17 protein-coding genes, 2 pseudogenes and 1 riboswitch are annotated in these 15,230 nt (G+C 44.1%); of the genes and pseudogenes, 15 read left to right on the top strand and 4 right to left on the bottom strand.

The features are described from left to right. Positions 1 to 9: 9 nt before the first annotated feature. Together ACOJQI_RS12855 and ACOJQI_RS12850 are read left to right on the top strand one after the other, a co-directional pair. Positions 10 to 579: a histidine phosphatase family protein gene (locus tag ACOJQI_RS12855; protein WP_421378382.1), complete on the top strand. Its 570-nt coding sequence runs from the start codon at positions 10 to 12 to the stop codon at positions 577 to 579. Positions 580 to 760: 181 nt separating this feature from the next. Next, the gene (locus ACOJQI_RS12850) at positions 761 to 937 is read left to right on the top strand and encodes a hypothetical protein (protein ID WP_421378380.1); all 177 of its coding nucleotides are present in this window, start codon (positions 761 to 763) and stop codon (positions 935 to 937) included. Positions 938 to 990: 53 nt separating this feature from the next. Here ACOJQI_RS12850 and ACOJQI_RS12845 read toward each other — a convergent pair whose 3' ends face one another. After that, positions 991 to 1,731 carry a ZIP family metal transporter gene (locus ACOJQI_RS12845; protein WP_421378378.1) on the bottom strand — a complete coding sequence of 247 codons (741 nt, stop codon included), beginning with the start codon at positions 1,729 to 1,731 and terminating at the stop codon, positions 991 to 993. Between the two features lie 151 nt (positions 1,732 to 1,882). After that, positions 1,883 to 2,434 (bottom strand): DUF3231 family protein, encoded by a 552-nt coding sequence (locus ACOJQI_RS12840; protein ID WP_421378376.1) that lies wholly within the window; start codon positions 2,432 to 2,434, stop codon positions 1,883 to 1,885. A gap of 140 nt (positions 2,435 to 2,574) precedes the next feature. On the opposite strand from ACOJQI_RS12840, the gene ACOJQI_RS12835 reads away from it, so the two are divergent. From ACOJQI_RS12835 to ACOJQI_RS12805, 7 genes are all read left to right on the top strand, one after another. Further along, positions 2,575 to 3,129 (top strand): DUF3231 family protein, encoded by a 555-nt coding sequence (locus ACOJQI_RS12835; protein WP_421378374.1) that lies wholly within the window; start codon positions 2,575 to 2,577, stop codon positions 3,127 to 3,129. Between the two features lie 63 nt (positions 3,130 to 3,192). Then, positions 3,193 to 4,254 (top strand): DUF3231 family protein, encoded by a 1,062-nt coding sequence (locus ACOJQI_RS12830; RefSeq protein WP_421378372.1) that lies wholly within the window; start codon positions 3,193 to 3,195, stop codon positions 4,252 to 4,254. Between the two features lie 131 nt (positions 4,255 to 4,385). Continuing rightward, entirely contained in the window at positions 4,386 to 5,009 is a 624-nt protein-coding gene (locus ACOJQI_RS12825) for a TetR/AcrR family transcriptional regulator (protein ID WP_421378370.1), read from the top strand. A gap of 26 nt (positions 5,010 to 5,035) precedes the next feature. After that, positions 5,036 to 5,953: an ATP-binding cassette domain-containing protein gene (locus ACOJQI_RS12820; protein ID WP_421378367.1), complete on the top strand. Its 918-nt coding sequence runs from the start codon at positions 5,036 to 5,038 to the stop codon at positions 5,951 to 5,953. Further along, entirely contained in the window at positions 5,953 to 7,548 is a 1,596-nt protein-coding gene (locus ACOJQI_RS12815; protein WP_421378364.1) for an ABC transporter permease, read from the top strand. The genes ACOJQI_RS12820 and ACOJQI_RS12815 overlap by 1 nt, the downstream gene beginning before the upstream one ends. A gap of 248 nt (positions 7,549 to 7,796) precedes the next feature. Continuing rightward, positions 7,797 to 7,937 (top strand): hypothetical protein, encoded by a 141-nt coding sequence (locus ACOJQI_RS12810; RefSeq protein WP_421378362.1) that lies wholly within the window; start codon positions 7,797 to 7,799, stop codon positions 7,935 to 7,937. Between the two features lie 18 nt (positions 7,938 to 7,955). Then, entirely contained in the window at positions 7,956 to 8,192 is a 237-nt protein-coding gene (locus ACOJQI_RS12805; RefSeq protein WP_421378360.1) for a hypothetical protein, read from the top strand. A 60-nt stretch (positions 8,193 to 8,252) separates the two neighbouring features. Here the strand turns inward: ACOJQI_RS12805 and ACOJQI_RS12800 are convergent, their stop codons facing one another. Continuing rightward, entirely contained in the window at positions 8,253 to 9,488 is a 1,236-nt protein-coding gene (locus ACOJQI_RS12800) for an MFS transporter (RefSeq protein WP_421378358.1), read from the bottom strand. A gap of 217 nt (positions 9,489 to 9,705) precedes the next feature. Between ACOJQI_RS12800 and ACOJQI_RS12795 the strand changes: the two genes are divergently transcribed. Then, entirely contained in the window at positions 9,706 to 10,554 is an 849-nt protein-coding gene (locus tag ACOJQI_RS12795; protein WP_421378356.1) for a nucleotidyltransferase domain-containing protein, read from the top strand. Between the two features lie 11 nt (positions 10,555 to 10,565). Here ACOJQI_RS12795 and ACOJQI_RS12790 read toward each other — a convergent pair whose 3' ends face one another. Then, positions 10,566 to 11,129: a GNAT family N-acetyltransferase gene (locus ACOJQI_RS12790; protein ID WP_421378353.1), complete on the bottom strand. Its 564-nt coding sequence runs from the start codon at positions 11,127 to 11,129 to the stop codon at positions 10,566 to 10,568. Positions 11,130 to 11,324: 195 nt separating this feature from the next. Then, a riboswitch (SAM riboswitch) is annotated at positions 11,325 to 11,429 on the top strand. A gap of 70 nt (positions 11,430 to 11,499) precedes the next feature. Here ACOJQI_RS12790 and ACOJQI_RS12785 point away from each other — a divergent pair. The 5 genes and pseudogenes from ACOJQI_RS12785 to ACOJQI_RS12765 all read left to right on the top strand — a co-directional run. After that, positions 11,500 to 12,513 carry a methionine ABC transporter ATP-binding protein gene (locus ACOJQI_RS12785; protein ID WP_421378351.1) on the top strand — a complete coding sequence of 338 codons (1,014 nt, stop codon included), beginning with the start codon at positions 11,500 to 11,502 and terminating at the stop codon, positions 12,511 to 12,513. Next, a complete protein-coding gene (locus tag ACOJQI_RS12780; RefSeq protein ID WP_421378349.1) occupies positions 12,503 to 13,168 on the top strand; it encodes a methionine ABC transporter permease in 666 nt (221 codons plus the stop codon). Before ACOJQI_RS12785 ends, ACOJQI_RS12780 begins: the two co-directional genes overlap by 11 nt. A 21-nt stretch (positions 13,169 to 13,189) precedes the next feature. Further along, a complete protein-coding gene (locus ACOJQI_RS12775; protein ID WP_421378347.1) occupies positions 13,190 to 14,014 on the top strand; it encodes a MetQ/NlpA family ABC transporter substrate-binding protein in 825 nt (274 codons plus the stop codon). 167 nt (positions 14,015 to 14,181) lie between these two features. Then, a pseudogene (locus tag ACOJQI_RS12770) lies at positions 14,182 to 14,568 on the top strand (PAS domain-containing protein); the annotation flags it as partial. Between the two features lie 204 nt (positions 14,569 to 14,772). Further along, positions 14,773 to 15,105, top strand: a pseudogene (locus tag ACOJQI_RS12765) (methyl-accepting chemotaxis protein); the annotation flags it as partial. Positions 15,106 to 15,230: the final 125 nt, after the last annotated feature.

Below are 15,230 nucleotides of genomic sequence, written 5' to 3'. Positions count from 1 at the left end.
GGGATAAGGATGACAAAAATCTGCATCGTCCGGCATGGACAAACCGACTGGAACAAAGAGAGAAGGCTGCAGGGAAGAACAGATATTGCCCTGAATAGTACCGGGGAGCGCCAAGCAAAGGAGGCGCGCGACTTTTTAAAAAGCGGGGAATGGGACGCTGTCATTACTTCGCCTTTGAAGAGGGCAAAGAAGACAGCTGAGATCATCAATGAGGAATTGAATCTGCCATTGATAGAAATGGAGGAGTTTGCAGAAAGATATTTCGGTGAGGCAGAAGGGATGTTAATAGAAGAAAGCCGGAAGAGGTTTCCGAATGGGGGCAGTCCCGGCCAGGAAAGCAGAGAAGAAGTCCTTTCCAGAGTCCTCAAGGGAATAGAGGGCATTCAACATAGATATCCGGAGAAAAATGTGCTCCTTGTTGCACATGGTGCTTTGATCGGAATCCTTCTTGCACACTTGTCTCCCGACCAATTCATCTACGGGGAGACCCATTTAGTCAATGCGTGCATCAACACCATCCACTTCACAGAAAACAAATGGAACCTCAAAGAATTCAACCAAACCAGCCATCTATCATAAGTATAGCAAAGTGCTAGCACTTTGCTAGGGCGCAGTAACAGGGGACTGTCCCCTGTTACGGTGGCGTATTAAAGTGCATGATGGCTGAAAAATTTGGTGTTTAATTTTCAGGCTTGTATTATAATGAATTTAAGTTTTATATCATATGCATGCAGGACATGTGTAAAGGAGAAAAGCACCGATGGCAGAAGATCAAAAGAAGATCAGTTTACAAGAAGCGATGAAACAGCAGCTTGAACGAAAGAAACAGGGGCAAGGTAACGGCAAGCAGCAGAACAGTGGTTTTGCCGGAAATCAGAGGATGAAAAGCCAGCAAGCGAAGAAAGCGAGTGTCACCCGCAGAAAAATGGGCGGTTGATTCAACCTTCCTTTCTTAACAAAAGCCTTCCCAGGTCCGGGAGGGCTTTTGTGTTAAAAAGCAGGCCCCTGCAGATTGGTCAGAATATAAGAAAGAATGATCCCCAGTGAAGAAACAAACCCGACGACCGGTCCCCCTTGTTCAAAAGCTTCCGGAAGCATGGTCGAGGAAACCATCGCCATCAATCCGCCGGCCCCAAAGGCACCGATCAGGTAACCAACACTTTCAGATGCACCCTCCAGAAAGAGATATCCCATCATCGCGCTGACCGATGACAGCACAACCACGCTCCCCCATAAGAATAAAATCTTTCTGACGCTGTAGTTATCCATACGCAATCCAATGGAGCTGGAAAGGGATTCAGGCAGATTACTTATGAAAATAGCAAAAATGAAGACCCATTGAATCGGCTGGCTGCCAATGAAGCTTATCCCGATAATGATTGATTCAGGAATGGCATCCATCAGCGTGCCCACATAAATAGCCAGACCGGCATGGCCATGCGGGTTTTTTTTCGACCGTTTCCGCTCGTTCCCGCCTTTCTTACTGATGACCAGTTCAAAAATAGTAAAGATGAGGGCACCTGCCAAAAACATGAGGGTGATCAATATCAAATTTGCATTCCCTTGTGCTTCACTGAGCAAATCGAAAGTGGCAGAACCTATTATCAACCCTGTGCCAAATGCCATGATATAGGCGGCAATCCGTTTGGGGATCTGAAAGAAAATACCTGCGAGCGCCCCGATAAAGAGTGATAAACTGGCGATTCCTCCCCATAAAGCAGCCTGCAACATGCAGTTACCCCCTTTACAAATTTAGGATGGAGCCTTGTGTCCCTGCCTTTACACAATTGAGCTGAATAAAAAGGGTGAATTGTGCCAGGCACTCACACCCTTATATACTTCCCTGTGAAAATAGAGGGAAAACCGGATCGGCTCCTGCAGTTTACTGCTGATTTGGCATTCCAGGCGGATAGTAATAAGGAGGGACTTTGATCCACCCCTTTTTCCGCATTACTTCCTTTACCTCGGTCCCGAACTTCATTTTTTCAAGCATGCATTGTGTAAACAGCATCCCCACATCATTTCTTATGGATTGACTGGCAGCAGCAGCACAATGCATCACGGCAGCAGCAGTCTTCATACTAATTCCATTCATGATTTCGTCATCTGTCATTTTAACCCCTAACGGTACTCCGTTCGGATCGGAATTAGGCCGTTGTTCACTCGTTCTTGGTAAATGAACACCTTCTATTTTCAAGAATTCCTTAAATCGCTGCCCTTGAACATCACACTGCTTCAGGCTTTCAGTCAAAATCTTTCTGACCTCATCATCATTGGTGGTATTTAACCCTATTTGGACATACACTGTCGCCTCATCCATCAGCGCGAGATACATCCAGCAGCTCATCACTTCTCCAACATGCAGCGGATTTTTGGGTTCGTCATCCAGCTTCATTTGTAAATAGTCTTTTAAAGAAGAAAATATATTCGTCATACTAACCCTCCCAGCTTCCTTCATTTTTTCCTGCAAGGAATGATTACATACATGAAGAAGGTGAACAGGCCGCATACTATAAAATGAATTTACATTTTTTCCAATTAATTAGAAATAATAATGATTAGGAGGTGTTAGTTTTGGCAAATCCCTTTGAAGCTGTATGGAATTCGCTGAAAATTGCTGTTGATAATTCAGATGAACCCAAAGCTCCATTACATATCGTTGAAGCAGGGGACTGCTGGAAGTATGTTACCTTAATGGAAGAGTTCATCCGCTATGAAGAAATCGGATTGAATACAACCACTGATGATGAAGTGAAGGAAATTCTGACAGATATAGTCCGCTTGTGTGAATCCCAGGTTGAAAAGTTATCTGCATTTATAAAAAAAGAGGGGATTCCCCTCCCCGATGTGACCTCTGCCAAGCCCGAATCAAGACCTGATTCCATCCCTTTAGGCGTAAAGTTGACAGATGATGAAATCATGAACGGACTTGCGTTTAAATTGGTGACTTGCATGCTTCAATGTGCCAAAGGGCAGGCTGATGCAGTGCGGAATGATGTCGGGCTTATGTGGTTCGGATTTTATACAGAGTGGACAAACTTTGGGACAACAATGAAGACCCTTATGAGGAAACGAGGGTGGCTGAAAGTGCCTCCATATTATTATCCTCCTGGAATTCCCGACAAATAGAGGCTTAAATCTATAAAAAATTCTTTTTAAAGTTAAAATTTAATCTGAAAGGTGGTCATCTGATTGAAAAAGGAAAGTAGTAAAAGCATTGAAGAAACAATCAGTGAGCATCAGCAAAATAAGAAACTTGTCTCCTCTGAACTGGCTGAACTGTATGCGAATTTCCAAGGAGATTCAGTATACAGCTGTGTCTTTGAACATTTTTTAGAGGTTGTGGAAGATGATGAGGTAAGGGATTTTATTGAAGATGTGAAGTCCCTTTCCAAAAAGCACCTTGATCATCTTGAGGCTTTATTCAAACAGGAGGGGATACCCATCCCGGAGGCTTTTGGGGAGCGGGATATCAGCAGGGAGGCACCACGGCTCTTCAGTGATATATTTATGGTGTTCTATACGACTGAAATGGCAAGGGCGGCTTTTTCAGCTTACGGGTCTGCAATAGCCACATCCTATCGTAAGGATGTCGTTTCCTATTTTGAAATGTGTTTACAGGACACCGTCGAAACTTATAAAAAAGGAATGACTCTGCTGCTGGCAAAAGGCTTTGATATTATGTCACCGGAAATTCCTTATCCAGATAAAGTCGATTTTGTGGAGAAGGAGTCGTTTATCTCGTTCTTGGCTGGGAAAAGCAGGCCGCTTCTGGCAGTTGAAATCAAACACCTTCAAATGAACATCTATACCAATGCTCTGGGGAAGGCCCTTATGCTCGCATTCAGCCAGGTGGCATCTTCCGATAATCTGCGTAAATTTTTCAGGGAAGGCTCCCAATTGGCAGACAGGCAGATCAGGGAATTAAGTTCCTTTTTATTAAGAGAAGACTTACCCAGTCCCCGTGTCCTCGATGACCAGGTAACTGATTCCACAACGCCCCCCTTCTCAGATAAACTGATGCTTTCACATGCTTCGATGGCAAATGCTACAGGAATCCTCAATTATGGGGCAGCTTTGTCAAAGATATTGCGCCATGATCTTCATACTCAATTTATGACTCTGTCTGCAGGTATTGGAAAATATGCCAATGAAGGATTGAACCTGATGATTAACAATGGCTGGCTGGAAGAACCTCCAACCGCTGCAGACCGAAAAAAACTGTCAGAGAGCAAATCTGACAGAGGAAATTGAGATTCGCCAGAAAACAACTCAATTATTGGGTTGTTTTTATTTTTTTTGACAAAAGGTCCTATTGACCGATGTGGTCAACGGGTGTATGATGAAATTGACCATGGTGGTCAACGCTTCGTGGAGGTGTAGAAATGGATGAAAAATTTTTTAGTCTCGACCAAAAAAAACAAGACAGGATATTGAACTCAGCATTGAAGGAATTTGCCCAAAAAGGATATAAAAATGCTTCAACAAATGAAATTGTGAAGGATGCAGGAATTTCAAAAGGTTCGTTATTTCACTATTTTAAAAACAAAAAAGACTTGTATCTTTTCCTGTTTGATCACTTTGTCACCATTTTGATCGAGAAAATGAAACAGGAAGTCGATTGGAAAGTAAGAGACATTTTTGACCGTAACAGGGAATTGGCTGCTGTCAAAATTGAAATGTTTCATCAATACCCTCAAGTATTTGATTTCTTCAATGGAATCTTTTTTGAAGAGGATCCAGAAATAAACAAAGAGCTGGAAAGCAGGAAACATGAGTTTCTCAGCAACAACTACAAAGAAATGATGGAAGACATCGATACAAGCAAATTCAGGGAAGGGGTCGATGTCGAGAAGGCGAAAGATATCATCACCTGGTCGTTGGAAGGGTTCTCTAACAGGATGCAGGCGAAAGTGAAAGGAATGGGTTTGAAGGAAATAAACATAGAAGAGACCATCTCTGAAATGGATGAGTATCTCGAAGTATTGAAAAAATCTTTCTATAAATAAGGGACTCAAGAAGAGGAGGAGCGGGTATGGCAGTATTAAAAACGAATAACTTAACCAAAACATTTGGTAAATTCACTGCTTTGAGTGGAGTCGATATAGAGGTGAATCAAGGTGAGGTCTATGGATTCATCGGCCCCAATGGAGCCGGGAAATCAACGACCATCCGCATATTGCTTGGTGCCCTGAAAGCTGACAGCGGGGAGGCATCCATCTTTGGAATGGACGCCTGGAGGGATGCAGTAGACATTCATAAGCGGATTGCCTACGTTCCTGGAGATGTGAATCTGTGGCCGAACTTGACCGGTGGAGAGGTGATCGACCTTTTCATGAAACTGAGAGGCCGGGTGGATAAAGGGAAAAGAGAAGAGTTAATTGATAGGTTCAACCTCGATCCATCAAAAAAATGCAGAACCTATTCTAAGGGGAATCGGCAAAAAGTTGCCCTGGTGGCAGCTTTTGCATCAAATGCAGACCTGTATATCCTTGATGAGCCGACTTCCGGACTCGATCCCCTGATGGAACGGGTCTTTCAGGAATGTGTGGGAGAAGTGAAAGCAGAGGGGAAAAGTGTTCTTTTATCAAGCCATATTTTATCTGAAGTAGAGAAACTCTGTGACAGAGTCGGAATCATCCGCCAAGGGAAAATCATTGAAACGGGAACGTTGAATGAGCTGCGCCACTTAACAAGGACTCATCTGCTTGTGGAAACCAATCATCCTGTCGATTCCCTCGATAAAGTTGCAGGGGTTTATGATATCAAGAAGAGCGGGGAGCAGCTTTCTTTCCAAGTGGATTCCGAAGAACTCGACCAAGTCATTCGGTATGTCAGCGGGTTTGGCATCAATAGGCTTGAAAGTGCACCGCCAACTTTGGAAGACCTGTTCATGCGTCATTATGATGCTGAAGGAAAGAAAACCAATTCAGGAGCCGGGGGTGAATCCTGATGTTATTCACTAAAACAGGGATGATTCTGCGATTTATTTTACGACAGGACCGAATCCGGATTCCGGTGTGGATACTATCACTGGCTGCTTTGTCCTTCATGACAGCGGGAGCTTTCGAGGGGCTTTATCCTACTAAGGAAAGCAGGCAGGCAATTGCCGAAACCATGATGAATCCAGCTATGACCGCCATGCTTGGAAAGGGCTATGGAATTGACAACTACACGTATGGTGCGATGTTTGCTCATGAAATGCTTCTCTTTTCAGGCATTATAGTGGCAATTATGAGTATCCTACTCACAGCCCGGCATACCAGAGCGGAAGAGGAGGATGGACGATTAGAAATGATCCGTTCACTTCCCGCGGGCAGATTAGCCAATTTAAATGCGACGATTTTATCTTTGGTATTGACCAATGTACTGCTTTCCTTGGTGATCGGCTTTGGATTGTTTTCTATGGGAATCGAGAGCATGGATTTGAACGGCTCTTTGCTGTATGGTGCAGCCCTTGGTGTGACAGGATTGATTTTCACAGGTATTACAGCTGTTTTTGCACAGGTGTCTGAATCATCAAGAGGAACGATCGGCCTTTCATTTACCCTACTAGGGATTGCATACCTGGTGCGTGCCGTCGGGGATGTAAGCGATGGGGTCTTATCCTGGTTTTCGCCCCTTGGCTGGGTGCTCGGTTCAGAGGTGTATGTCAATAACTACTGGTGGCCGGTTCTTTTGACAGCCGCCGTTTCAGCAGCGCTGATGCTTCTTGCTCTATATTTTAATGCCATTAGAGATATGGGATCCGGCTTCCTGCCTTCAAGACCCGGAAAAAGACACGCTTCAATATTTTTGCAAAGTCCTTTTGGGCTGGCTGCCAAGCTGCAGAGAACAGGTATGATTTCGTGGATGATTGGAATGTTCCTGATTGGAGTTTCGTATGGGTCGATTTTCGGGGATCTGGAATCCTTTTTCAGTGAAATTGAGATGATGCAGCAGCTGCTGCCTTCAGCAGAAGGCTTTTCATTGACGGAACAATTTACGGCAAAAATCATGTCCATCATCGCCATGATCAGTACAGTGCCTGCCCTTATGGTTGTATTTAAACTGAAGGGGGAGGAAAAAGCATCACGTACAGAGCATCTTCTGGCAAGGGCTGTTTCCCGGACCCGGCTGCTGGGAAGTTATCTTGCATTGTCTGTACTGGTCTCGGCAGTGATGCAGGCAGCCGCTTCCATCGGCCTGGGTGCAGCCGCAGTGTCTGTCATGGAAGATGGTCTTGAGTTCTCTGCTTTCATCGAAGCCGGCATGGTGCATCTTCCTGCTATATGGGTGTTGATTGCACTTGGTGTTCTTCTTGTTGGCTTCCTGCCAAACCTGACAGGGCTTGCCTGGTTATATCTTGGTTATTCCTTTTTCGTCGTCTATCTGGGAGGAATGTTTCAGTTTGATGAATGGGTAGGAAATCTCTCTCCATTCGCACATATTCCGGAGATTCCTATAGAGGAAATGAACGTGATGAAGGTGAGCATTTTGACGATAATAGCTCTGGCTGTTATGGCTGCAGGTTTTGTTGGATACAATCGCCGTGATATCCAAGGATGATTTTGTAAGGCTCATTTCTTCTGGAGAAGGGATGAGCCTTTTTTGGGTAGGTGTGTTTCAGGATAGAAGGGGAGTCACCGAAAAGGGCTATGCCGACATCAAAAGAGAAGCGAGAGGAAAATGACGTCCTCAAAGAGGTTCTATGCCGACATCAAAAGAGAGTCGAGAGAAAAATGGTGTCCCCAAAGAGGGTCAATGCCGACATCAAAAGAAGAGCGAGAGAAAAATGATGTCCCCAAAGCGGGTCAATGCCGACATCAAAAGACGAGCGTGAGGAAAATGATGTCCTCAAAGAGGGTGTATGCAGACATCAAAAGAGGAGCGGGAAGAAAATGATGTCCTCAAAGAGGGTCAATGCCGACATCAAAAGACGAGCGGGAGGAAAATGATGTTCTCAAAGAGGGTGTATGCAGACATCAAAAGACGAGCAGGAGGAAAATGATGTTCTCAAAGAGGGTGTATGCAGACATCAAAAGAGAAGCGAGAGGAAAATGATGTCCTCAAAGAGGGTCAATGCCGACATCAAAAGAGAGGCGAGAGAAAAATGGTGTCCCCAAAGAGGGTCAATGCCGACATCAAAAGAGAAGCGAGAGGAAAATGATGTTCTCAAAGAGGGTCACCTCCAACACTTATCACCAACCTAAAGGCAGCCTGTAAAATAACAAACTAAAAAGCTGCCAATCGGCAGCTTTCTTTCAAGCATATCAAGCATTCAGCGTTCTTTCGGCTGCAGTCCCATATTTTACAACAGCGGGCAGGAAGAAACCGATTAATCCTGACAGCATCCCAAGGATTCCTCCATAGAAATAGATTTGATGGACACCAACGGCATCAATCAGCCAGCCATTGACTGCCTGGGCGACAGGGGTCATGCCCTGGGCAACAATGAGGATGATGCTATACACCCGTCCCATCATATGCTGTGGAATGATTGTCTGGGAGATACTTTGTTCCAGCACGCCAAGGGTTGCCCCGGCTGCACCGATCAATGCCACAAGAAAAGCGACCTGCCAATGATTTTGGGTGAACCCTATTGTTAAAATCATTATGCCCTGGAGGAACAAAATGGCCATTTTTGCCCGGGGACTGGGCTTCTTAATGACGATAAAAGCTGATAATAATACAGAAGCAGCGATTCCGCCCACACCAAGTCCGGCTTGCATCTGACTAAGACCCTGTGCACCCACTTCATACTCCTGGGCGAGGAAGGGCAGCCCGACAAGAATGGTGCTCATCGCCATATTGCCGAATACAGCTGTCATGATGATGGCGATCAGGAGTGGACTTCCCCAGATGAATCGGGCACCTTCGAGCATGTCGGCAGCCAGCGATTTTTTCTCTGTGACCCAATCTCCGGCCTTCGGCAGCAGTTTTATAAAGAAGAGGGTAACTGCTGAAATCAGAAAGCTGAAGGCAGTGACCGTAAAACTGATTGTGAAATCCAGGAGGTTGATCAATATCCCTCCCAAAAGGGGACCTGCTATGGCCGCAATCTGCCAGGTACCAGTCAAAACCGAATTGGACTGCGTATACTGCTCAGGCTTTACAATTCGCTGGCGTATAGCTGTGACAGAAGGCCAATAGAACGCGTCCACGATGCCAAACACGACACCGAGCCCGAAGATTAAAGGAAGCGATACATAGCCTGTCAGCGAGGCAGCAGCAAAGATAAAGAGAACGATTGCCCTTAATGTATCCGACCAGAACATCACAATCCGGGAAGAAAACCGGTCGACCGCAATCCCTCCGACCAGCATAAACAATACACGGGGAATCCCGACGAATAAAAGGAAGGTCCCCATCACAACTCCTGAACCGGTTAACTTAACGATCAGCCAGGATACACTGAGGATGAAAATGGCATCCCCCAGTGCAGAAAAGAGATAACCGAGCCAGTACATAACAAAATTTCTATTTTTGAAAATATCCCATTTGCCCATTGAAACAACTCCTTCATAAACCCCTTATAATTCCATCATATCCTAATACTGTTAGGAGGGATATACAACTGTAAGCGATGTCACAAAACTTTCAATAGAATCGAAACATGGTAAAATAGAATAATCCTTTACCACAATTTATAAGAATAGAAGGATTATAAAAATATAGGATTCCGTGATAAATGAACTGCTTCTTTTAAGCTCCAGGAGGAATGAAATGACCAATATAAAAGAGATAGGATACACTGCAAGAGCAGATAGAGAAGGATTTCTGCTAAATGAATCATGCTGGGAGAAAGTGAACGAGAAATATCGCCCCGCCATCGATTATATCGTTGAATCATTGACAGATTCGTTTTCCGATGAGATTCATAGCATTTATTTAAGAGGCTCCCTTCCAAGGGGACTGGGGATTGAAGGGGTTTCTGATATCGATTTGCTGGTGGTGACAAATGTATCCCCTGAAAATTCCGTTTTTCACGAAAGGACCAGACAAATAGAGAACGAGATTCTACGAAGATATCCGTTTGTGAATGGCATTGAGGTTGGCATTTATGCTCTTATCGATGTAGTGGATACGAGCAGATTCGGCATCATCCCTTTCATGATCAAGACCTACAGCATTCCTCTTTATGGGAAAAACCTGCAGGAAAGACTGCCGAGGTATAAAGCGGATGAAAAGCTAGCAAACGAGCACATCGTCAACCTAAAATCACAAATAGAGATGGCGCTGGCAGACCTGGAAGGGAACGAAGACAAAGAAGATATTAAAGACTGCTGCACTTGGATCATGAAGATTATCACCCGTTGTGGTATGGCACTGGTAATGACAGAGGAGAATACATATACCCGGGATCTATATCCGGCATACAAATTATTCTCAAAGCATTTTCCCGAACAAAAAGAGGAGATGGAAAAAGCCTTGCTGTATGCCATAAATCCATCTGAGGATCCTGTGGAGATCAGCTCTTTTTTAAAAGATGGTTTAGGCAAGTGGATGATGGAAGAAGCCGATAAATGGCTGAAAGAACATAATCCCACCGAGCTGAAACAGCTTCCTCTATAAAAGGCAAAAGCTCAGACTGGATCTGAGCTTTTGATGTTTACCCTACCCCTCCGGCTTCTCAGCACTGTGATAAAGCCCCCCAAAATCTCATGGCTTACCTGAAATCCTTTTCGCTTGTAAAACTCCAAGGCATTCTGATTCCCGTTGGAAACATAGATAAAGTAATCTTCCACATCTTCAAATTGGTTCAGCCATTCCATGGACATGTTGAAAAGCACCGAGCCGACACCAAGAGCACGGTATTTTTCATTTATGTAAAATTGGGACAAACACCCCACATTTTCACCGGTTACTGATGATAGATCAAAAAAGGTGGCAAAATCAGTATCATACGCCTCCTTAGGTGAAATATTTGTATACACATATCCGACAATCTTCTCACCGTCTTTGACCGCAACCAAATAGTTATTAAGAGCTTTTTTAAATGAGGGCACCAATCTCGTTTCGAAGTTCATTTCGTCAAATAACTCAGGTGTAATGAAGGCCTTGCTCTTTTGAAAAGTCATCAATTCATTGCATGCCTCTCTTAAAACTTCCACTTTTTCCTCTGGTATAACTTCATATGTTAGATTCATATTTTCACCTCTTTAATAGTTATTTTATAATAAAGCCTTTTAGTAGGGGACGATAAGCTTAAAAATATTTTTCGTTGGTATACAAGCAAAGGCAGCGCTTACATAAGATTTCCAGAAAAATTCTTTATTGACTTAAATCGGTAAAGCAATTATTATCCAATATAGGCAAAGTAATAACAAACAATTTCATAAATTCAATTATCAAGAGTGACCGAGGGATCAGGCCCTATGACGTCCGGCAACCTCCATTATGGAACGGTGCTAATTCCTGCAGAATGATTTCATTCTGAAAGATAAGTGATCGATAAATTTGATGCTTCTTTCAGTTGAAAGAAGCATTTTTTATTTTATCAAAAAAGGGGTGTACATAATGATTGAAATCAGGAACCTTGTAAAAGAATACAAGACCAAAAAACAGACTGTCATCGGTGTCGATAATGTTTCTGTATCGATTAACAAGGGGGAGATATTCGGCATCGTAGGGTACAGTGGAGCGGGGAAAAGTTCATTGATCCGCTGCTTGAATCTCCTGGAAAAACCGACTTCCGGGGAAATCATAATTGACGGACAGGATCTGACAAAGCTTTCTTCCAGAGAACTGAGGCAGGCGCGTCAGAAAATCAGCATGATCTTTCAGCACTTCCATTTGATTAAAGCAAAGACAGTATATGATAATCTCGCCTTTGCTTTAAAGGCCGCCAGTGTACCCAAAGCTGAAATCCAGCCAAGGGTGACGGAACTGCTGGAAATGGTAGGACTGAGCGATAAAGCAAACGCCTATCCGTCCCAGTTGAGCGGAGGTCAGAAGCAGAGAGTGGGGATTGCCCGGGCATTAGCCAACAACCCATCTGTGCTGTTGTGCGACGAAGCTACATCGGCACTAGACCCCAGTACGACAAAGTCGATTCTGAAACTATTGAAAGATATCAATAAAGAATTGGGATTGACCATTGTGCTGATCACGCACGAAATGGAAGTTGTGAAAGAAATCTGCGACAGAATGGCTGTCATGCAGGACGGGAAAATCATTGAGGAAGGTCATGTATATGATTTGTTCGCAACCCCTCAGCAGTCATTAACGAAGCAATTCATCGCGAACATCCTGCAGTTTGACTTGCCGGAGCATTTGCTGCAGTCCCGGACAGGAAAGCTGATCAAAATACAGTTCAAGGGATCCATTGCTGAAGAGAGTGTTGTCTCAGAAGTTTTCCAGAAATATAAGGTCAGAGGCAATATCCTGCATGGGAAAATTGAATACATTCAAGATGTACCGCTGGGAATCTTTATCATGGAACTAATTGGTGATCCATCTGAAATTGAAGCAGCTATCCGCTATATCAGTATCAAGACTCAAAGCCTGGAGGTGCTTGAGAATGCTGCCTGAATCATTGACTGCCATCATACCGGAGCTGAACAAAGCTTTCTTTGAAACGATTTACATGGTGGGTATATCACTCGTTGTTTCCATCGTGATCGGTCTGCCGCTGGGAATCCTTCTATTTGTGACAGACAAAGGGTTGTTCCTGCAGAACAGCTTTGTCAAAAAGATCGTCGGGTTTCTCGTCAATATGATCCGCTCGGTGCCATTCATCATTTTACTTGTGGCACTGCTGCCATTGACGAAGCTCCTGACTGGAACAACCATCGGGCCGACAGCCGCTTCGGTTTCACTTTCTGTTGCAGGTATTCCTTTCTTTGCAAGGATGGTGGAAACGTCATTGAGGGAAATCGATAAAGGTGTTATTGAGGCTTCAGTTTCAGTGGGCGCAAGCCCTTGGATGATCATAAAGGATGTTCTTTTACCTGAAGCACGGCCGGCTATTATCCAGGCAGTGACAATCACTACGATCAGTCTAGTCGCATTTTCCGCGATGGCCGGCATTGTCGGCGGCGGGGGAGTCGGTGACTTGGCCATTCGTTTCGGTTATTACCGCTACGATAATGTCATTATGGTAACGACAGTCGTCATCTTAATTTGTTTAGTGCAGATCATTCAGTTTACAGGTGACATTTTTGCAAGATTAGTAGATAAAAGATAATAATTTTAGGAGGAATACAACATGAAGAAATGGATTTTATTTTTAGCATTGACAGCAGCCATCAGTTTATTGGCTGCATGCGGCGGTGAGGAAGCCGGCGGATCAGAGAGTGAGAGCAAGGAAATCACATTTGGTGCCACGGCAGGGCCATACAGTGATATGGTGACAAAAGCAATCAAGCCAGGCCTTGAGGAAAAAGGATATACAGTGGAAGTCAAAGAATTCAGTGACTATATCCAGCCAAACAACGCACTCGCAGAAGGTGACCTTGATGCTAACCTGTTCCAGCATAAAATTTACATGGAAACTTTCGCCGAGCAGAACGGGCTTGAATTATCAGAAGTCATTGTCGTTCCTACTGCACCAATGGGGATCTATTCAACAAAATTTGATTCCATTGAAGCGATTGAAGATGGAAGCTCCATTGCCATTCCGAATGACCCTACCAATGCGGCCCGTGCATTCCAGATTTTGCAGGATGCAGGCCTGATTACCTTGAATCCGGATTCTGACCCGCTTACTGTTTCAGAAAAAGATGTAGAGGAAAACGTGAAGAATCTTAAATTCCAGCCAATTGAAGCGGCCCAGCTTCCAAGAGCCGTTGAAAGCACAGATCTATCCGCTGTACCAGGAAACTATGCTCTTGCCGCAAAAATGGATCTTCTGGATGCCCTTCAATTGGAAAACATGCCAGACCAGTATCGAAACCGGGTAGTCATGAATACGGCAGAAGTTGATTCACAACTTGCAAAAGATATTATAGAAGTGGTGGAATCTGAAGAATTTGAAGCAACAATAGATGAAGAATTCAAAGGCTTTGGAAAGCCTGAATGGATGGAAGAATAAGAGACAGAACACCCAGGGAGTGCATGCTTCCTGGGTGTTTATTTGCCTGACAAGTGGCTGTACAGCAACACACTGGATGTTGAATAAGTCCTGGGTATAAGGTAATGTTAGAGAGAGTTGACAAAAAATCAGAATAATAAACAAATTATTACATTTGGGGGTCCATAATGAACGGGATATTGAAAGAGGAGAACCAGCAGTTGGTTACAGACGATTTAGTCGTAAGGGCCATCGAGAAACATCTGGCCATTATCCGGTTTGATGTTAACCGCCGTGTCGCATATGTGAATGAATTATTTGCGAGATCAATGGGGTATACGGTAAATGAAATGCTGGGAATGCATCACAAAAAATTCTGTTTCCCTTCATTTGCAAACAGCCGGGAATATGATGATTTCTGGGGCAGACTGTTTGGAGGCAACAGCTATCAGGGCAAGATTGAGCGGATAGATGCCCATGGGAATACCTTATGGCTGGAGGCTACTTATATGCCTGTATACTCCGAGGATGGCAGAGAAGTGATCGGGGTCTCGAAAGTCGCCACCAACATCACGAAGAGGCAGAACCAGATAATTAAAATGGCGGATCACTTAAAGGAGATGTCGGAACAGTTAAATACCCGTTCCGAGGTGGGAATGGTGAGAAGCCAAGAACTGTTGACGACGATTGAACGGATTTCACATGAATCGAAAGAAAATGCGATGAACCTTGCAAACCTGCAGAATCAAGCAAATTTCATTACAGGGATAGTGAAAACCATCAGGGAAATTGCTGCCCAAACCAACCTGCTTGCACTGAATGCCGCTATTGAAGCTGCCCGTGCAGGTGAACACGGAAGAGGATTTGATGTGGTCGCAAAAGAAGTTCGCAAGCTTTCGGTGAAGGTGGAACAATCGATTACAGAAGTAAAAGATAATATTGATGGGATTGTAAAAGAAATCGGAAAAGTCACAGACAGTATCGAAAGAATCACGCAAAGTGTTAATGAAAGCCAGAAACAAATTGACATCGCCATGCAGGAATTCGAAGCTATCTCCAGTTCTGCCGGTGGACTGGACAAGCAGGCGCAGGAATTTGTTTCCATGGTATAGAGAAAGTTCAATCAGTAAAGTCTGATCCAATTGAGATCGGGCTTTTTCTTTTGTAGAATCGGAGGCTGTTTTAAATCTGAGAAGGGACAAATGAATGAAAGTTTATTTGCCCTCCAGATGCTATA

It is taken from the genome of Bacillus salacetis (assembly GCF_049177075.1).
Taxonomy (GTDB): Bacteria; Bacillota; Bacilli; order Bacillales; family Bacillaceae_B; genus Rossellomorea; species Rossellomorea salacetis_A.
The sequence above is the reverse complement of the archived record's forward strand: the minus strand, read 5'-3'. Positions and strand labels throughout refer to the sequence as shown.